This is a genomic window from Bordetella genomosp. 8 (assembly GCF_002119685.1).
Taxonomy (GTDB): Bacteria; Pseudomonadota; Gammaproteobacteria; order Burkholderiales; family Burkholderiaceae_B; genus Bordetella_C.
This window is the reverse complement of sequence record NZ_CP021108.1, coordinates 5,825,563-5,843,543: the sequence shown is the minus strand read 5'-3', so window position 1 is coordinate 5,843,543 and position 17,981 is coordinate 5,825,563. Positions and strand designations below refer to the sequence as shown.

At 67.5% G+C, this 17,981-nt stretch carries 15 protein-coding genes; 11 read left to right on the top strand and 4 right to left on the bottom strand.

The features are described 5' to 3' along the window. Positions 1 to 213: 213 nt before the first annotated feature. From CAL12_RS26435 to CAL12_RS26400, 8 genes are all read left to right on the top strand, one after another. On the top strand, positions 214 to 2,121 hold the full coding sequence (locus tag CAL12_RS26435) for an AMP-dependent synthetase/ligase (RefSeq protein ID WP_232464999.1): 1,908 nt from the start codon (positions 214 to 216) through the stop codon (positions 2,119 to 2,121). Between the two features lie 157 nt (positions 2,122 to 2,278). Beyond that, positions 2,279 to 3,028: an ABC transporter ATP-binding protein gene (locus CAL12_RS26430; RefSeq protein ID WP_232464998.1), complete on the top strand. Its 750-nt coding sequence runs from the start codon at positions 2,279 to 2,281 to the stop codon at positions 3,026 to 3,028. An 18-nt stretch (positions 3,029 to 3,046) separates the two neighbouring features. After that, positions 3,047 to 3,976, top strand: a complete 930-nt coding sequence (locus tag CAL12_RS26425; RefSeq protein WP_086067323.1) for a branched-chain amino acid ABC transporter permease — start codon at positions 3,047 to 3,049, stop codon at positions 3,974 to 3,976. A gap of 32 nt (positions 3,977 to 4,008) precedes the next feature. Beyond that, positions 4,009 to 5,073: a branched-chain amino acid ABC transporter permease gene (locus tag CAL12_RS26420; RefSeq protein WP_086067322.1), complete on the top strand. Its 1,065-nt coding sequence runs from the start codon at positions 4,009 to 4,011 to the stop codon at positions 5,071 to 5,073. A gap of 83 nt (positions 5,074 to 5,156) precedes the next feature. Then, on the top strand, positions 5,157 to 6,491 hold the full coding sequence (locus CAL12_RS26415) for an ABC transporter substrate-binding protein (RefSeq protein ID WP_086067321.1): 1,335 nt from the start codon (positions 5,157 to 5,159) through the stop codon (positions 6,489 to 6,491). Further along, complete coding sequence (locus CAL12_RS26410) at positions 6,488 to 7,309, top strand: ABC transporter ATP-binding protein (protein ID WP_086067320.1); 822 nt, start codon at positions 6,488 to 6,490, stop codon at positions 7,307 to 7,309. Before CAL12_RS26415 ends, CAL12_RS26410 begins: the two co-directional genes overlap by 4 nt. A 47-nt stretch (positions 7,310 to 7,356) precedes the next feature. After that, positions 7,357 to 8,646, top strand: coding sequence for a phenylacetate--CoA ligase family protein (locus tag CAL12_RS26405; protein WP_086067319.1), 1,290 nt, complete (start codon positions 7,357 to 7,359; stop codon positions 8,644 to 8,646). Between the two features lie 207 nt (positions 8,647 to 8,853). Next, positions 8,854 to 9,828: an amino acid ABC transporter substrate-binding protein gene (locus CAL12_RS26400; RefSeq protein WP_198298528.1), complete on the top strand. Its 975-nt coding sequence runs from the start codon at positions 8,854 to 8,856 to the stop codon at positions 9,826 to 9,828. A 2-nt stretch (positions 9,829 to 9,830) separates the two neighbouring features. Here the strand turns inward: CAL12_RS26400 and CAL12_RS26395 are convergent, their stop codons facing one another. The 3 genes from CAL12_RS26395 to dprA are packed head-to-tail and all read right to left on the bottom strand — an operon-like array spanning position 9,831 to position 12,514. Beyond that, complete coding sequence (locus CAL12_RS26395; protein ID WP_086067317.1) at positions 9,831 to 10,319, bottom strand: hypothetical protein; 489 nt, start codon at positions 10,317 to 10,319, stop codon at positions 9,831 to 9,833. Between the two features lie 48 nt (positions 10,320 to 10,367). Next, on the bottom strand, positions 10,368 to 11,276 hold the full coding sequence (locus CAL12_RS26390; protein WP_086067316.1) for a hydroxymethylglutaryl-CoA lyase: 909 nt from the start codon (positions 11,274 to 11,276) through the stop codon (positions 10,368 to 10,370). 38 nt (positions 11,277 to 11,314) lie between these two features. Continuing rightward, positions 11,315 to 12,514, bottom strand: a complete 1,200-nt coding sequence (gene dprA, locus CAL12_RS26385) for a DNA-processing protein DprA (protein ID WP_086067315.1) — start codon at positions 12,512 to 12,514, stop codon at positions 11,315 to 11,317. Between the two features lie 194 nt (positions 12,515 to 12,708). Between dprA and def the strand changes: the two genes are divergently transcribed. Together def and fmt are read left to right on the top strand one after the other, a co-directional pair. Continuing rightward, positions 12,709 to 13,212, top strand: a complete 504-nt coding sequence (def, locus tag CAL12_RS26380; protein WP_086067314.1) for a peptide deformylase — start codon at positions 12,709 to 12,711, stop codon at positions 13,210 to 13,212. Positions 13,213 to 13,214: 2 nt separating this feature from the next. Continuing rightward, on the top strand, positions 13,215 to 14,159 hold the full coding sequence (gene fmt / locus CAL12_RS26375; RefSeq protein WP_086067313.1) for a methionyl-tRNA formyltransferase: 945 nt from the start codon (positions 13,215 to 13,217) through the stop codon (positions 14,157 to 14,159). Between the two features lie 20 nt (positions 14,160 to 14,179). On the opposite strand, the gene CAL12_RS26370 is transcribed toward fmt, so the two are convergent. Next, entirely contained in the window at positions 14,180 to 14,806 is a 627-nt protein-coding gene (locus CAL12_RS26370; RefSeq protein WP_086067312.1) for a pyridoxamine 5'-phosphate oxidase family protein, read from the bottom strand. A gap of 222 nt (positions 14,807 to 15,028) precedes the next feature. On the opposite strand from CAL12_RS26370, the gene CAL12_RS26365 reads away from it, so the two are divergent. Further along, positions 15,029 to 17,980 (top strand): hypothetical protein, encoded by a 2,952-nt coding sequence (locus tag CAL12_RS26365; protein ID WP_157793134.1) that lies wholly within the window; start codon positions 15,029 to 15,031, stop codon positions 17,978 to 17,980. Position 17,981: the final 1 nt, after the last annotated feature.

The window sequence follows — 17,981 nt, the reverse complement described above, 5'->3', positions numbered from 1 at the left end:
ACAGTTGGGTCCGATGCAAGCTTATACCTTAACCACACATTGCAGCGCAGCTTTGCATCACAACATGCGCGGTCCGCGATGACCGGCAATGCCGTGGCGGCACGATCGCCCGGCACGCCGGCATGGCGGAACCATACAGGAGACAACGTGGCGCCATCCCAGCCCGTAGCCCCGCCGGAGCCGGCGGCGGATACCTTCCCCGCCTTGCTGCTTATGCATGCGCGACTGCGCGGGCAGCGTCCCGCCATCCGCGAAAAGGACCTGGGAATCTGGCAGACCCTGACCTGGGCCCAGGTGGCCGGCCTGGCCGATCGCGTCGCCCATGGACTGGCCGCGCTGGGGGTGCAAGCCGGGCAGCACGTGGCCGTCGTCGGCGAAAACCGGCCGCGGCTGTACATCGCCATGATGGCGGCGCAGGCGCTGGGCGCGATTCCCGTGCCGCTGTACCAGGATGCCGTCGCGCAGGAAATGGCCTATGTGCTGCGCGATGCGGAGGTCGGCGTCGCGATCGCCGAGGACCAGGAGCAGGTCGACAAGATGCTGGAGGCGCGGGAAATCTGCCCGGCGCTGCGGCATATCGTCTATGACGATCCGCGCGGCTTGCGCCATTACGGCGATGCCGCGCTCATGTCCTTCGATGAACTGCTGCGCCTGGGCGCCGAGCGCGTCCAGGCCGACCCGTCCTTCTTCGAGCGCAGCGCCGCCGCGGTGCGGCCGGAGCAGACCGCGGCGATGTTCTACACGTCCGGCACCACCGGCAAGCCCAAGGGCGTGGTGCTGACGCATGCGGCGCTGATCGACCGGGCACGCGCGGTCGAAGCCATGGAACACCTGACCGACCGCGAAGACGTACTGGCCTATCTGCCGCCGGCATGGATAGGCCAGAACATGTTCTCCTACACGCAGCTGCTGGTGACCGGGTTCACCGTGAATCATCCCGAATCGCCGGCCACCGTGGCGATCGACATGCGGGACATCGGGCCCACGTACTACTTCGCCCCGCCGCGCATACTGGAAGACCTGCTCACGCACGTGCTGATCCGCATGGAGGACGCCGGATTCATCAAGCGCCGCCTGTTCAAGTCCTGCATGGCGCTGGCCCGCCGCGTGGGTGTGCGGCTGCTGGACGGCGAGCCTGTCGGCGTGGTGGACCGGCTGCGCTATGCGCTGGGCGACCTGCTGGTGTACGGCCCGCTGCGCAACGCGCTGGGCATGAGCCGCGTGCGCGTGGCCTACACGGCGGGCGAAGCCATCGGCCCGGACCTGTTTACCTTCTACCGCTCGATAGGCATCAACCTGAAGCAGCTGTACGGGTCGACCGAAACGTCGGTGTTCGTCTGCGTGCAGCCTGACGGGCAGGTGCGCGCCGATACAGTCGGGCCGCCGGTGCGCGGCGTGCGCATCCAGGTGGCGGACAACGGCGAGATCCTGGTGCAGAGTCCCGGCCTCTTCAAGGAGTATTACCGCAACGCCGAGGCGACCCTTGCGGCGCGCGACGAAGACGGCTGGTTCCACACCGGCGACGCCGGTTTCCTGGATGCGGATGGCCACCTGAAGATCATCGATCGCGCCAAGGACGTGGGCAAGCTGGCGGACGGCAGCCTGTTCGCGCCCAAGTACATCGAGAACAAGCTCAAGTTCTTTCCCTATATCAAGGAAGCGGTGGCCTTCGGCGCAGGCCGCGACGCGGTGTGCGCGTTCATCAATATCGACCTGGAAGCCGTGGGCAACTGGGCGGAGCGGGGCGGGCTGCCTTACGCGGGGTATACCGATCTGGCGGGCAAGAACGAGGTCTATGCGTTGATCGCCGGCTGCGTCGAACAGGCCAATGCCGAACTGGCGCGCGACGAGCGCCTGGCGGCGTCGCAGGTGCGTCGCTTCCTGGTCCTGCACAAGGAGCTCGATCCCGACGACGACGAACTGACGCGCACGCGCAAGGTGCGCCGCGCCTTCATCGCGCAGAAGTACGCGGTGCTGGTGGAGGCGCTGTACGACGGCAGCGCGTCGCGCTACATCGAAACCGAGGTGAAGTTCGAAGACGGGCGAACGGGTCGCATCGCCGCCGATATCGCGATCCATGACGCGCGCACATACCCGGCCGTGGCCGGCAAGGCGGCTTGACGCAGCGACATGGATGACTGATATGGGATACACCGCCGCCATACCGCTACATACCGCCCACGACGCCGGCGCCGACGCCGACGTGGCGCCGTCGGCCCATGCCGCGCGCAGCGACCATCAGGACCGCGCGCGCCGCATCGGCGGCGTGATCCTGGACATGCAGAACATCTCGCTGCGCTTTGGCGGGGTGAAGGCGCTGACGGATATTTCCTTCGACGTGCGGGAGCATGAGATCCGCGCCATCATCGGCCCCAACGGCGCCGGCAAGAGCTCCATGCTGAACGTGATCAACGGCGTCTACACGCCGCAGCAGGGGGCCATCGTATTCCAGGGCCAGCACTATGCGCGCATGACCCCGCGCCGGGCGGCGGAAATGGGCATCGCCCGCACCTTCCAGAACCTCGCCCTGTTCAAGGGGATGAGCGTGCTGGACAACATCATGACCGGCCGGAACCTGCGTATGAAATGCGGCCTGCTGGCGCAGGCCCTGCGTATCGGTCCCGCCGCCCGCGAAGAAGTGCGGCACCGCGAGTTTGTCGAGAACATCATCGATTTCCTGGAAATCCAGGCCTATCGCAAGACGCCGGTCGGCCGCCTGCCCTACGGCCTGCAGAAGCGGGTGGACCTGGGCCGCGCCCTCGCCATGGAGCCGCGCATGCTGCTGCTGGACGAGCCGATGGCCGGCATGAACATCGAGGAAAAGCAGGACATGTGCCGCTTCATCCTCGACGTCAACGATGAGTTCGGCACCACCATCGTGTTGATCGAACACGATATGGGGGTGGTCATGGACATCTCCGACCGTGTCGTCGTGCTGGATTACGGCCGCAAGATCGGCGACGGCGATCCGGACCAGGTGCGCGCCAACGAAGAAGTCGTGCGCGCCTACCTGGGCGTATCGCACTGACGCGACAAGGAGCGCGCGATGGGATTTTTCCTGGAAACCCTGTTCGGCGGATTGATGAGCGGCATGCTCTATGCGCTGATCGGCCTGGGCTTCGTGCTGATCTTCAAGGCCTCGGGGGTGTTCAACTTCGCCCAGGGCGCGATGGTGCTGGTGGCCGCGCTGGCGATGGCGCGGTTTTCCGAATGGATCCCGCGCTGGCTGGGTTTCGATTCGCCCCTGCTGGCCAACACGCTGGCATTCATCGTCAGCGCGGCGCTGATGATGGCGCTGGCGCGCGTGGTGGAAGCGCTGGTGCTGCGGCATCTGGTCAACCAGGAGGCCACCACGCTGCTGATGGCGACCCTGGGCATCAGCTACTTCCTGGATGGCGCCGGCCAGATCGCCTTCGGCAGTTCGGTCTACTCCATCAATGTCGGCATGCCCAAGGAGCCCGCGCTGATCCTGGACAAGATGTTCGAAGGCGGGCTGCTGCTCAACCTGGAGGACCTGACCGCGGCCGTGATCGCCGCGCTGATGGTGGCCCTGCTGGCGCTGTTCTTCCAGTACACCGGCACCGGGCGGGCGCTGCGCGCCGTGGCCGACGACCACCAGGCCGCGCAATCCGTCGGCATTCCGCTGAACCGCATCTGGGTGGTGGTGTGGAGCGTGGCCGGCCTGGTCGCGCTGGTGGCCGGCGTGATCTGGGGCTCGAAGTTCGGCGTGCAGTTCACCTTGTCCACGGCCGCCCTGCGCGCCTTGCCGGTGGTGATCCTGGGCGGCCTGACCTCGATTCCAGGCGCCATCCTGGGCGGGCTGATCATCGGCGTCGGCGAAAAGCTGTCGGAGGTCTATCTGGGTCCGATGGTGGGCGGCGGCATCGAAATCTGGTTCGCCTACGTGCTGGCGCTGGCTTTCCTGCTGTTCCGGCCGCAGGGCCTGTTCGGCGAAAAAATCATCGATCGGATCTAGGGCGACGGTCGCCAAGGGACTAGGAAAGCGCCATGCTCTATCGCGAGAACGGACAATTCAAGACCAGCTACCTGGCTGACCAGCAGATCTTTCCGATCCTGCAGGACAAGGTTTTCGTGGCGGTACTGCTCGCGGTTGCCTTCATCGGCGTGCCGCTGCTGGCCAGCGACTATTTCCTGCGGGCCATCCTGATTCCCTTCCTGATCCTGTCGCTGGCCGCCGTCGGGCTGAACGTGCTGGTGGGCTATTGCGGCCAGATATCCCTGGGGACCGGCGCGTTCATGGCCGTGGGCGCATATGCGGCCTGGAATTTCGGCGTGCGCATCCCCGCCATGCCCTTGCTGCTGCAGATGGTGCTGGGCGGCCTGTGCGCCACCGCCGTCGGGGTGGTCTTCGGCATACCCAGCCTGCGCATCCGCGGCCTGTATCTGGCGGTGGCCACGCTGGCCGCGCAATTCTTCGTCGACTGGGCCTTCCTGCGCATTCCGTATTTCACCAACTACTCGCCATCGGGCAGCGTATCGGTGCCGCCGCTGGAAGTCTTCGGCGTCCCGCTGCAGAGCTCGGCGCAGAAATACCTGTTCGTGCTGGCCGTCGTGGCCGTCTTCACGCTGCTGGCCAAGAACCTGGTGCGTGGCGCCATGGGCCGGCAATGGATGGCGATCCGCGACATGGACGTGGCCGCCGCCGTCATCGGCATCCGGCCCATGTACGCCAAGCTGACCGCCTTCGCCGTCAGCTCCTTCATCGTCGGCGTGGCGGGCGTGCTGTGGGGCTTCATCCACCTGGGCGCCTGGGAGCCGCTGGCTTTCGACCTGGGACGCTCGTTCCAGCTGCTGTTCATGGTGATCATCGGCGGCCTGGGGTCGATACTGGGCAGCTTCTTCGGCGCCGCCTTCATCGTGCTGCTGCCGGTGCTGCTGACGAATATCCCGCGCGTGCTCGGGCTGCCGCTGGCCGTCGACATCGCATCGCATATCGAGCACATGGTGTTCGGCGCGCTGATCGTGTTTTTCCTGATCGCCGAGCCGCATGGGCTGGCGCGCTTGTGGAGCATAGGCAAGGAGAAGCTGCGCATCTGGCCGTTCCCGCATTGACAGGCATATCCATAACGTTCCGGGCCGGCGCCGATCGCCGGACCCGGGCATAAACAGGTGTCACGTACACCACCCAGGAGGACATGGAGATGAAACGCTTGAATATTCGATACGCGGCCGCCGCCGCCGGGCTCGCCGCCGTGCTCGGCTCCGCCAGCCTGCCCGCCTGGGCGGACGAGCAGTTCGTCCCGTTGCTGGTCTATCGCACCGGCTCCTTCGCGCCGCTGGGCATTCCGTGGGCCGACGGCAAGCTGGACTACCTGAAGCTGGTCAATGCGCGCGACGGCGGCATCAACGGCGTGAAGATCACCTACGAAGAATGCGAGACCGCCTACGCCACCGACCGCGGCGTGGAGTGCTACGAGCGCCTGAAGGCGCATGCGCCGACCGGCGCCTCCGGCTTCGACACGCAGTCGACCGGCATCACCTTCGCGGTCAGCGACAAGGCGCCGCTGGACAAGGTGCCGGTGGAAACAGTGGGCTATGGCCTGTCGCAGGCCGTCGACGGTTCGGTCTTCCAGTGGAATTTCCCCCTGCTGGGCACCTACTGGACGGCGGCCGATACCATGATCCAGGACATCACCAGGAAAGAGGGCGGCAGCCTGAAGGGCAAGAAGATCGCCCTGGTCTATCACGACTCGCCCTACGGCAAGGAACCCATTCCGCTGTTGCAGCGGCGTGCCGCCAAGGATGGCTTCGAGCTCTTGCTCTATCCGGTCACGGCGCCCGGCGTGGAGCAGAAATCCACCTGGCTGCAGATCCGCCAGTCGCGACCGAACTATGTGCTGTTGTGGAGCGCCGGCATCATGACGCCGACGGCCATCCGCGAAGCCCAGGCCAGCGGCTATCCGCGCGAAAAAATGTACGCCATCTGGTGGGCCGGCTCCGAAGGCGACGTCAAGGACCTGGGCGCCGTGGCCAAGGGCTACAACGCCATCACCATCCACAACAGCGGCGAGCCCGGCAAGGTCTCGGAGGACCTGAAGAAGTTCGTCTACGACAAGGGTGACGGCAGCGACAAGACCGGCAATTCCGTGGGCACCATCGCCCATATGCGCGGCATGATCATCTCCATGCTGCAGGTGGAAGCCATCCGCACCGCGCAGGAAAAATACGGCAAGGGCAAGTCCATGACGCCGGAACAGGTGCGCTGGGGCTTCGAGAACCTGAACCTGACGCAGGAAAGGCTGAACCAGCTGGGCTTCGGCGAGATCGTGCGGCCGTTCAAGACATCCTGCGCCAACCACCTGGGCGCGGACTGGGCGCGCATCGTGCAATGGGACGGGAACAAGTTCAAGGTGGTCTCCGACTGGTACCAGGCCGACAAGAGCATGGTCGATCCCCTGGTCAAGGAAACCGCGGCCAAGTACGCCAAGGAGAAGAACATCACCCCGGTCAATTGCGAGGCCCAGGGGTGAGCGCCGCCGCGGATCCCGCGCCGCTGTTGGACGTCAACGGCATCGAGGTCATCTACAACCACGTGATCCTGGTGTTGAAGGGCGTGTCGCTGCGCGTGCCGGAAGGGCGCATCGTGGCGCTGCTGGGGGCCAACGGCGCGGGCAAGACGACCACCTTGCGCGCGGTGTCCAACCTGCTGCGCGGCGAGCGCGGCGAGGTCACCAAGGGCAGCATCCGCTACCGCGGCGAACGGGTCGACCGCCTGTCGCCGGCCGACCTGGTGCGCCGCGGCGTGGTGCAGGTGATGGAAGGGCGCCATTGCTTCGCCCACCTGACCGTGGAAGACAACCTGCGTACCGGCGCCTACACGCGCCGGCTGGGCCGCGCCGATACCGAAGCCGCACTGGAAAGGGTGTACCAGTACTTTCCGCGGCTCAAGCAGCGGCGCGGCAGCCAGGCGGGTTATACGTCGGGCGGCGAACAGCAGATGACGGCCATCGGGCGTGCCCTGATGGCCAGTCCCGCCATGATCCTGCTGGACGAACCGTCCATGGGCCTGGCGCCGCAGATCGTCGAGGAAATCTTCCAGATCGTGCGCGACCTGAACCAGCGCGAAGGCGTCAGTTTCCTGCTGGCGGAACAGAACACCAATATCGCGCTGCGCTATGCCGACTACGGCTACATCCTGGAGAACGGCCGCGTGATGATGGACGGCGACGCCGCCGCGCTGGGCAGCAACGAGGACGTCAAGGAGTTCTACCTGGGCATTTCCAGCGGCGCGCGTCGCAGTTTCCGCGATACCAAGTTCTATCGCCGCCGCAAGCGGTGGCTGGCCTGAGGCCGGCCCGCAGACCCCCAAGCCACGCATCGCCGGAGCCCGATCCCATGCGCCACGCCGCTTACTTCGATACGCTGGAAACGCGGCCGCCGGAGGCGCGCGAAGATGAACTGATGGCGGCGCTGCCGCATGCCATCGCCCAGGCGATGGCGCGCGCGCCAGCCATCGCCGCGCAGCTTGCCGGCGTCGACCCGCATGCCGTCGTGTCGCGCCAGGCCCTGGCCCGCGTGCCGGTGCTGCGCAAGTCCGAACTGCTGGCGCGGCAGCAGGCCAGCCGCGATGGCGCCGCGGACGATGGCGACCCGGGGGCGGACGGCGCCGCCAGGGCCATGGGCGGATACTCCGCGATCGGCTGGGGACAGGCGCTGCGCGTCTTCGCCTCGCCCGGGCCCATCTACGAACCGGAGAGCGTGCGCCGCGACTACTGGCGCTTCGGGCGCGCCCTGTACGCCGCCGGCATCCGCCCGGGCCAGTTGGTCTACAACTGCTTTTCGTATCACTTCACGCCCGCCGGTTCGATGATGGAGACCGCCGCGCACGCCATCGGCTGCACGGTATTCCCCGGCGGCACGGGCCAGAGCGAGCAGCAGGTGCGCGCCATCCGCGACCTGGCACCGGCCGCCTACACCGGCACGCCCAGTTTCCTGAAGATCATCCTGGACAAGGCCGACGAGCTCGGCGTTGCCCTGCCGACGCTGCGCCACGCGCTGGTCTCTGGCGAGGCCTTTCCCGCCGCGCTGCGCGACAGCCTGTCGGCGCGCGGCATCGATGCCTACCAGGCCTACGGTAGCGCCGACCTGGGCCTGATCGCCTATGAAACCCCGGCGCGCGAAGGCCTGGTGCTGGGCGAGGAAATCATCGTCGAGATCGTGCGTCCAGGCACCGGCGATCCCGTCCCGGAGGGCGAAGTCGGCGAAGTGGTGGTGACCACGCTGAATCCGGACTACCCGTTGGTACGCTTCGGCACCGGCGACCTGTCCGCCATGCTGCCCGGTCCGTCGCCATGCGGCCGCACAAATACGCGCATACGTGGCTGGCTGGGGCGGGCCGACCAGGCCACCAAGGTGCGCGGGCTGTTCGTGCACCCGTCGCAGGTGGCCGACATCCTGCGCCGCCATCCCGAGGCATTGCGCGCCCGGCTGGTGATCGGCGGCGAGATCGGCGCCGATACGATGACCCTGCGGGTGGAGGCCGACGGCGCGCCCCCCGGCCTGGCCGAGGCCATCGCGCGGTCGGTGCGCGACGTCGCCAAGCTGCGCGCCGACGTGATCCTGTGCGCGCCGGACAGCCTGCCCAACGACGGCAAGGTCATCGACGATACCCGCAACCACGGTTGAGCTTATAAGCTTCAGGTTCACCGATCGATGCCGGCGCGTTAAGCTTGGCGGCTGGCGGCCCTGCCCGGGCGGCCCTGCCCGGACCGCCCATTCGCGGGCGCCGCGCACCGCATCCAGCTGGAACCAAGAAGGAAACTCATGCGTATCGGATTCCCCTCCCGTTTGTTCAAACTGCCGGCCATCGTCGGCGCCGTCCTGTTGGCGCTGATGACCCATGCCGCCCACGGCGCGACGCTGGACACGGTGCGCCAGCGCGGCATGGTGCTGTGCGGTACCACCACCGGCTTCGCCGGCTTTTCGGCGCCGGACGCCAAGGGCGTATGGCATGGCCTGGATGTCGACCTGTGCCGCGCCGTGGCCGCGGCCGTCCTGGGCGACGCCAACAAGACCAAGATCGTTCCCCTGGACGCGCAACAGCGCTTCACCGCGCTGCAATCCGGCGAAATCGATCTGCTGGCGCGCAACACCACGGTCACGCAGCAGCGCGATACGGCCCTGGGCATCATCCATGCCGGCGTCAACTTCTATGACGGCCAGGGTTTCATGGTCCTCAAGTCGCTGGGCGTGAAGAGCGCCAAGGAACTGAACGGCGCGACGGTGTGCCTGCAGGCCGGCACGTCCAACGAAAACACGCTGGCGGACTGGGCGCGCGCCAACCGCATCGAATACAAGCCGGTCGTTATCGAGCAGTTCAACGAAGTGGTCAATGCCTTCGCCGCCGGCCGCTGCGACGTGTTCAGTACGGACGCCTCGGGCCTCGCGTCGATACGCATTTCCAAGCTGCACAATCCGGACGACTACGTCGTCCTGCCCGAGATCATCTCCAAGGAGCCGCTCGGCCCCTTCGTGCGCAAGGGTGACGACAACTGGCTGAACATCGTGTCCTGGTCCTTGTCGGCGATGATCGAAGCCGAGGAATACGGCATCACCTCGGCCAATGTCGACCAGTTGAAGGGCAGCACCGAAAACCCCAATATCAAGCGCATCCTGGGCGTGACGGCGGGCGCCGGCAAGAACATGGGGCTGGGTGAAGACTGGGCCTACAACATCGTCAAGCAGGTCGGCAACTACGGCGAAAGCTTCGAGCGCAATGTCGGCCAGGGCAGCCCCCTGAAGCTGCAGCGTGGCCTGAACGCCCAGTGGAACCAGGGCGGGCTGATGTACGCGCTGCCCATCCGCTGATATCAACGCGCGGGCGGCGTCCTGCCCTGGTAGGTCGCGGCGATCTGCATGAAGGCCTTTTCTAGTTCGCGCGTGCCGCCTTGAAAGGTCATCGTCTTGCCCGCGCGGCTGACGATCATCAGCCGCTTGGAAAAGATCATAGGCACGAAGCGCGCGCTGCCGATTTCGTCCCAGGCGATCTCGCGCTTCGTCAGCCAGGTCTGCCGCAAGCCCTGGCTGTCTATCGTGGTGATGGAGGTCTGCATGGACCAAGCCACCACGCCCAAGGCCAGGAAGCACACCAGCACCGCGCCGAGCAGCAGCGGATTCAAGGTACCGCTGTACAGCCGGATGATGGTGGTGACGATCTCCCACCCCAACGCCGCCAGCAGTATCCAGGCGAGTATCTTCACCCAGTCCGGCCAGGCCTGGCCGTTGAGCGGCAAGGGGCCGATCTCCTGCAGCAATGCGGCAAGCGGAATGTACGAAGGCGGCTCGGCGGGGCGGTTCATAGTTTGCGCGTGGGCGTCTCCAGCGGCTGATCGGTAGGCGGCGGGCTGCTAGGCCGCCCGCTTGGCCGCGACGGCGTTGCCCGCGCGGCTGGAAGACTTGCGATGCAGGTTCGCGGACATCCATTGCCCGATGTCGACGACCGCATCGAAATCGATGCCGGTATCGATGTCCATGCCGCGCAGCAGGTACAGCACGTCTTCGGTGGCCACATTGCCCGTAGCGCCCTTGGCGTAGGGACAACCGCCCAGCCCCGCCACCGAGGCATGGAAGATGGCGATGCCGCTATCCAGCGCGGCCGCGATGTTGCCCACGGCCTGGCCGTAGGTATCGTGGAAGTGGCCCGAGATACGCGCCGGATCGACCACGGCGGTGACCGCATCCATCACCTGGCGCACGCGCCGGGGCGTACCCACCCCTATGGTGTCGGCGACGTCGATTTCATCGCAGCCCAGGGCCAGGTAGCGTTGCGCCACGTCGACCACCGCGGCCACCGGCACTTCGCCCTGGTAGGGGCATCCCAGCGCGCAGCTGATGGACCCGCGCAGCCGCAGCCCTGCCGCCTTGGCGGCAGCCGCGACCGGTTCGAAGCGCGCGATGGACTCGGCGATCGAGCAGTTGATGTTCTTCTGCGAAAAGGCTTCGCTGGCCGCGCCGAAGATCACGACTTCATCGGCGCCGGCGTCGCGGGCGGCTTCGAAGCCCTTCATGTTGGGCGTCAATACGGAGTAGATGATGCCCGGCTTGCGGTCTATGCCCGCCATCACCTGCGCGGCGTCGGCCATCTGGGGGACCCACTTTGGCGACACGAAGGACGTGGCTTCGATGTTGGGAAAGCCCGCCGCGGCGAGCCGGTTCACGAGTTCGATCTTGACGTCGGTCGGAACGAAATCCTTTTCGTTCTGCAGGCCGTCGCGTGGGGAGACTTCGACGATTTTGACGCGGGAGGGAGCAGGCATGGCGTATTCCTGGCTGAGTGCGGCGATATAGCGCGATATTAGCCCTTGGCGGCGCGCCGCGCGCCGGCCAAACGCTGGAAACGGCCGCCATCCAGGCGGGCAATCGTACCAGCCAGTTCGAGCTCCAGCAGATACGCGGACAGCGTGGCGAGATCCAGGCCGGTGCGCTCCAGCAGGGTGTCCAGATGGACGGGATCGTGGCCCAGGGCGTCGATGACGGCCGCCGCGCCGCTACCGGCTTCCCCGCCGGCCGGGGCGGGGATGTCTTCGTCCTGGACGCGGCGATCCGTGGCGCGGCCTCGGGCGGCGGCACCTGAGCCTGCCGCACCCCGACCAGCCGCTCCGCCCAATTCGTCGGTGATGTCGCGCGCCGTTTCCACCAGCTTGGCGCCTTGACGTATCAGCGCATGGCAGCCGCGCGACAGCGGCGAATGGATGGACCCGGGAATGGCGAAAACCTCGCGGCCATTCTCGGCCGCCAGGCGCGCCGTGATCAGGGAACCGCTCTGACGCGCCGCCTCCACCACCAGCACACCCTGCGCGAGTCCGGCCACCAGCCGGTTACGCCGCGGGAAATGGCTGGCGATCGCCGGGCTGCCCAGGGGCAACTCCGACACCAGCGCCCCCTGCGTCGCGATCCGCTCCGCCAGACCGGCATTGCGCGGTGGATAGACCTGGTCGATGCCCGTGCCCATGACGGCCACCGTGCCGGCGCCGGCGGGCCCGGCGTCCAGGGCGCCCTCGTGGGCGGCCGTGTCTATGCCCAGGGCCAGGCCGCTGACGATGCACCACCCGTGCTGCGCCAGGTGGCGCGCGAAGGCGCGCGCGTTTTCCGCGCCACCCGCCGTCGCGCTGCGCGAGCCGACCACGGCCAGGGCCTGCCCGGCCATGCGGGCGGGGTCGCCGCGCACGTAAAGCAGCAGCGGCGGATCCGGCGTGGTCAGGAGCGCGCGCGGATAGCGCGGATCGGCCAACGTGACGAGATGGCAGTCCGCGCCTTCGGCCCACCGGAGCGTGTCGTCGATCAGCCTGGCCATGGCGGACGGGGGCGGCGCCGCCAGCTGGTGGGCGAGCTCCTGGGGCAGGTGGCGGGCCAGCGCGGCGGCCCCAGTGGCGTAGATCTGCTCCGGCATGCCGATGGCGCTGAGCAGGCCGATGGCGCCCATCACACCGAGGTCGGGTTCCAGGGATAGCCGCAGCCAGGCGGCGAGTTCGTCGCGTGTGGTGTCCGAAAGCATGGGCCGCAGTGTCGCACGATCCCGGCCGCTGGAGGCGCGCCCAGGGACCGGAATGTCCTATCCGTCCCGCTATACGTCCGTTAGCCGGAAACTATTAGAAATCAAGCCCTTAATGAATTATCATTACGATATTCCAATCATCCTTTCCTGTTTCCCGCCCGCAGCATGCGCGGCCGCGGGATACGGCGCTTTCCATGGCTTTGCTCAACATCCTTCACTACCCGAGTCCGCGCTTGCACATCAAGGCCAAGCCCGTGGCGGAGGTGGACGACCGCATCCGGAAACTGGTCCGTGATATGGCGGACACCATGTATGAAGCCCCTGGCGTCGGCCTGGCGGCCACGCAGGTGGACGTGCATCTGCGCGTGGTCGTCATCGACGTATCCGAGGACGGCAGCCAGCTGCTGACGCTCATCAACCCGGAAATCACCTGGAAGAGCGAGGAAAAGCAGACCTACGAAGAAGGCTGCCTGTCCGTGCCCGGCATCTACGACGAAGTGGAACGCGCGGCGCGCATCCGCTTCAAGGCGCTGAACGCGGAAGGCCAGCCCTACGAGATGGAAGCCGAAGGCCTGCTGGCGGTCTGCGTGCAGCACGAACTCGACCACCTGGACGGCAAGGTGTTCGTCGAATATCTGTCTCCGCTCAAGCAGAACCGCATCAAGACCAAGATGCGCAAAGCAGAAAAAGTAGGGTAGCGATGCGCGTCGTATTCGCGGGGACGCCCGACTTCGCCCGCCTGGCGCTGGAAGCGATCCTGGCGGCGGGCCATGCCGTGCCCTTGGTGCTCACGCAGCCGGACCGTCCCGCCGGGCGCGGGCTGAAACTGACGCCCAGTCCGGTCAAGCAGGCGGCCCTGGCCGCCGGCATTCCCGTCGATCAGCCGCGCAGCCTGCGCCTGGACGGCCGTTATCCCGAGGAAGCGGCCCAGGCCCGCGACCAGTTGCGGGCCGCCGCGCCCGACGTCATGGTGGTCGCGGCCTACGGCCTGATCCTGCCGCAATGGGTGCTGGATCTTCCACCCCATGGCTGCCTGAACATCCACGCCAGCCTGTTGCCGCGCTGGCGCGGCGCCGCGCCCATCCAGCGCGCCATCGAAGCGGGCGACAGCGAAACCGGCGTCACCATCATGCAGATGGACGCCGGCCTGGATACCGGCGACATGCTGCTGGTGCGCCGCGTTCCCATCGGTGCCGAACAGAACGCGGCGTCGCTGCATGATGCCCTGGCGGCGGCGGGCGCCGCCGCGATCGTGGAAGCCCTTGATGCCCTGGCCGCTGGCGCCCTGACGCCGACGCCGCAGCCGGAGCAGGGCGTGACCTACGCGGCCAAACTGGACAAGGCCGAAGCGGCGCTGGATTTTTCGCTGTCCGCGGAAACCCTGGCCAGGCGGGTGCGGGCCTTCGATCCGGTGCCGGGCGCCACCGTGCGTCTGCCGGGGCTGGACGAGCCGGTCAAGGTATGGCGCGCCCAGGCCTTGCCCGGCGAATCGGCCACCGTGCCCGGCACGGTATTGCGCGTATTGCCCACCGGCATCGATATCGCCACCGCGGATGGCATCCTGCGCCTGCTGGAACTGCAGAAAGCCGGCGGCAAGCGCCAGCCGGTCGAAATCTTCGCGCGCGGCTGGCAGGCGAAGGCGTAGGCCTGCGCCGCCGGCATTGCTCAATAAAGCGTCTTCTGCACACGCTCCGGCAATTCCCGGTCGTACTGATCGCCATCGAAACCGCTGCCGATCAGATCGCGCAGGATGCGCCCGGCGCTGGGCAGCGCGTCCCTGGAAAGCTGCGTGGCCGGGTCCCATAGCCGCGACCGCACCACGGCCCGCGAGCACTGGAAGAACACCGTCTCCACGTTGACGACCAGCACCGAACGCGGCGGCTTGCCGTCCATGGACAGCTCGTCCAGCAGCGCGGGGTCCACCGTGATCTGCGCGCGTCCGTTGACGCGCAGCGCTTCGCCGATACCCGGGATCAGGAACAGCAGCGCCACGCGCGGATCGGCGATCACATTGCGCAGGCTGTCGACGCGATTGTTGCCGCGGCGGTCTGGCAGCAGCAACGTCCGTTCGTCGTGGATTTCCACGAAGCCCGGCGCATCGCCGCGTGGCGAGACGTCCAGGCCGCCGGGCCCGCTGGTCGCCAGCGCGACAAAGGGCGCGGCGCGTATGAACGCGCAGTAGTTCGGATGCAGCGTGGCGCTTTCTTTCAGCAGCGAAGTGTCCTTGGGCTGCCCGTACAGCGCGGTCAGGGCATCCAGGTCGGCAATCCGATGCGCGTCGTCGATAGTCATTGCGTGGTTCGTCATCGATGGCTGGGTCCGGCCTCCGGGCGCGCCCGGTAGCCAGCGCTGCCATGGTAGCCCAGATGCCGCACCGCATGCGCCGGTCGGATGTCCCTGCGTGTGTCCTAGGACTCCGCCCCAAATACGCGCCCTTCCATCGGTACCAGTGTCCGCACCCCATACGATGCCCGGCTGCTTGCGCGGGCGTGCGCACGCAGGGAACAGGAGAGCATGATGGCGGTGGATGGTCTGGGGGGTGGCAGCCTGGCCTATCCCATGGATGGCTCGACGGACAACCCGCCGTCAGCGTCCGCCGCAGCCGCTTTCCGCGCGCGGCCCGGCAGCCGACAACGGCTGAAAACGCTGATCGGCGACATGCGCCAGATGCACGGCCTGCGCGGCAAGCTATCTTTGGTGTACGCCAGGGCCGGCAGCGCCGATCGGGTACGGGCCATGGCGAAGTGGTCACGGGCTTACGCTGGCAACCCGGTTTGCCAGGACGATATGCAGCGCCTGTTCCACCGGGTCACGCGCAGGTGCGCGGGCCAGGCGCATGCCCAGGTATTTCGTCGCATCGCCGAGACCTATCTCCACGGCGCCGACACCAGCCAGCTCGCGACCCTGCGGCAGTCGCTGGGCAGCGCCACGCCGGGCCCGGTGCCGTGGGTCGCGCACGCGCCCAGGGCGGACCCCGTCCGCGAGGCCTGGACGGGATTCTCCGCGATGCTGGAGGGCGAACTGGCGCGCCGCGCGCTGCTGCCGGCACTGAAGCAGGTCGTCCGGGCCTTGCCGGTATCCCCACGGGCCGATGGCCATGCGCTGGACCTGGCGTGCGCCCGTCTTGCCACCGCGTTGCGCCGGGCCGGGGGGACGGGCGGGGATGATGGCCTGCTGGCCATCGCGCTAGGCCAGCTGTCGCACGTCGAATTGAAGACCTTGGCCGCGCAACTCGCGGCGCCCCCGGGCCGGGACCGCGCCGCCACCGGCGCCGACGCGCTTGCACGGTGTGCGCTCGGGCGGGCGCTGCGACACCTGCGCGGATCGCCGGACATATGGCAACAGCGGCTCGGTCTCATCGGCGAACTCCGGTCGGCTGTGAACCGCACGGTTTGCGATCGCCTGGATTACTTCGTCCATGCGACGTCACGGCTGATCGACTTCCAGCTCGAGCAGGGCCGTCCGCCGCAGGCCGTGTACGAGCTGGCCGCCAGGTCGCTGATGAAAAGCCTGGCCATCGTGGGCTATGCCGATGTCCTGGCGTCCGGCGGCGTTCCCGTCCTCGCGCCCCGGCTGATCGCCGCGGCCTTGCTGGGCAAGCGCTTGAAGGACGTCCTGGCCTACACCCATGGGCTGGATATACGGACGTTGACGCAGCTGGTGCGCGCCATGGAAAGCGCCGCACCCGATTACGCGGGCGCCGCGGCGCTGCTGCGCAGCGTGCGCGATCATCACGCGCAACGCCATCTCGACAGGCTGGCCGCCGGCCTGCGCGATCTTGAAACGACGGGTGCAGGCGCGCGGCGATGGCCCATTGCGCAAGGCCTGAAAACGCTGGCCCTGGCGCTCGACGCCTGGGAAAGCGATTGCCTGCCCGCGGGCCTGACCCTGCCACCGAACGTCCAACAGCACCTGCGGGCGGCCGTGCAATGGGCGGTTGATGGCCTGTCTCCCCGTCCTGGTGGATCCCGCGACCCGGATGCCGATCGCCGCGTATCGGCCGGCCGTGCCCCAACCGGCCACGTCTCAGCCGGCCGCGCCTCAGCCGGCCGCGCCTTAGCCACGCTCGTGCTGGATTACGGCGCCATCAATACCCTGTGCAACCGCGAAGTCGAGTGCCTGCGCATCGCTCAACCCCTGCTGCGGCCCTACGGCCTGTCACTGGACAAGGCTGCCCTGGCGGCGATCGCCCAAGAACGCGCCGCCCCGCATATGGAAACCGCCGTCGATCACCTGGCTGATGTCGCGCAGGCCCTGGCACGTGGCGCCTCCGATCCGGAACACGCCATGCGTGCCTTGCGCGAAGGCGCCGAATCCGCCGCATCGGCCTGCGCGGAATGCGCCAGCTTCACCGACATGGCGGCCGACGACGTCATGCGCGTATGCACGCGGATTGCCAGCCTCGCCTGGCGCCGCTTCATCGCGCATCACGCGGGCAGCCGCCGGAACGCCGAAGCCGCCCTGCTGCGCTCGGGCTATATCCTGCATGACGGCTTGAACGACGCGGCCTCCGCCCTGGTGCAGGATCTGGACGCCGATCCGCCATCCGACGGCGATTGGCGCGATTGGCGCGATCGGCTCGAGTCGCATGCGGTCAGCCGCCTGCGGCTCGCTTCCCAGCTGATGGAAGCCCTGCAGGCCGTGTGCATTCCGGACGACGATGCCGACGACCATTCCGGATCGCGTTCGGCGGGGTCCGAAGCGTTCATCGACGGCTGGACGCCCGACTTGCGCAGGGCGGTCGCCGATCACTTCGGAGTGAAGTACGACCCGGCGCGCGGGCGCTGCGCCTTGCTGATGAGCCGCGCGCAGCACGAACGCTTCGCCGCCGAGCTGCTGAACGGCGACCTGGCGCCCCGGACGCTCACGCAGTACGAGATCGCCGGTCCTGCCGGCCCCACCGTGGTGGAGATCGACGAGCAATTGCGGGTGGACGGGATCATGCGCGTCTCCGCGCAGTTCTCCGTCACGGGCGTCGATCGCCAGGGCAACTACATTCCGTACACCACTTCAAGTGCCCACGCCGGGGAAGACTCGCACGTCCCGGGCGTCGAGCGCGGCCTGCTGGCGCTGCGCAGGCTGGCCGGCCCGGACACGGCGGCGCTGACGACCTATCTCACGCAAACCGCCGCGGCCGGCTTCCTCTGCGGGCTCCACGCGCTGGGCGACACGGGGCCGGTCAGGATGGACGATGGAGTCGCGGTCCTGCCCGGGGGCATGGCCTACATGCGTACCGATATCAAGCGCATGGCGGATGGCAGCTATACCTTACGCATCAATCCCTATTGGTACCGGCTCGATACCGCAACGGCCTTTGATGGTTCCGCGATCAGGCTGGATCCTGTGCGCAGCTTCGCGTCGCTGGCCAGCGACGTGCGGCTGGTTCCGGCCGCGCAGGGCGCATGGCGCCAGGAAGTGATCGGGCCGTTGACGATCCGCCACCACCTGGTGCGGCGGGACGCGTGAG

What these genes read in the sequence shown, in the direction of transcription:
- CAL12_RS26435 (WP_232464999.1), top strand. Translation starts at nt 214, where the DNA reads ATGCATGCGCGACTGCGCGGGCAGCGTCCCGCCATCCGCGAAAAGGAC.
- CAL12_RS26430 (WP_232464998.1), top strand. Translation starts at nt 2,279, where the DNA reads ATGCAGAACATCTCGCTGCGCTTTGGCGGGGTGAAGGCGCTGACGGAT.
- CAL12_RS26425 (WP_086067323.1), top strand. Translation starts at nt 3,047, where the DNA reads ATGGGATTTTTCCTGGAAACCCTGTTCGGCGGATTGATGAGCGGCATG.
- CAL12_RS26420 (WP_086067322.1), top strand. Translation starts at nt 4,009, where the DNA reads ATGCTCTATCGCGAGAACGGACAATTCAAGACCAGCTACCTGGCTGAC.
- CAL12_RS26415 (WP_086067321.1), top strand. Translation starts at nt 5,157, where the DNA reads ATGGAGATGAAACGCTTGAATATTCGATACGCGGCCGCCGCCGCCGGG.
- CAL12_RS26405 (WP_086067319.1), top strand. Translation starts at nt 7,357, where the DNA reads ATGCGCCACGCCGCTTACTTCGATACGCTGGAAACGCGGCCGCCGGAG.
- CAL12_RS26400 (WP_198298528.1), top strand. Translation starts at nt 8,854, where the DNA reads ATGACCCATGCCGCCCACGGCGCGACGCTGGACACGGTGCGCCAGCGC.
- CAL12_RS26395 (WP_086067317.1), bottom strand. Translation starts at nt 10,319, where the DNA reads ATGAACCGCCCCGCCGAGCCGCCTTCGTACATTCCGCTTGCCGCATTG.
- CAL12_RS26390 (WP_086067316.1), bottom strand. Translation starts at nt 11,276, where the DNA reads ATGCCTGCTCCCTCCCGCGTCAAAATCGTCGAAGTCTCCCCACGCGAC.
- dprA (WP_086067315.1), bottom strand. Translation starts at nt 12,514, where the DNA reads ATGCTTTCGGACACCACACGCGACGAACTCGCCGCCTGGCTGCGGCTA.
- def (WP_086067314.1), top strand. Translation starts at nt 12,709, where the DNA reads ATGGCTTTGCTCAACATCCTTCACTACCCGAGTCCGCGCTTGCACATC.
- fmt (WP_086067313.1), top strand. Translation starts at nt 13,215, where the DNA reads ATGCGCGTCGTATTCGCGGGGACGCCCGACTTCGCCCGCCTGGCGCTG.
- CAL12_RS26370 (WP_086067312.1), bottom strand. Translation starts at nt 14,806, where the DNA reads ATGACTATCGACGACGCGCATCGGATTGCCGACCTGGATGCCCTGACC.
- CAL12_RS26365 (WP_157793134.1), top strand. Translation starts at nt 15,029, where the DNA reads ATGATGGCGGTGGATGGTCTGGGGGGTGGCAGCCTGGCCTATCCCATG.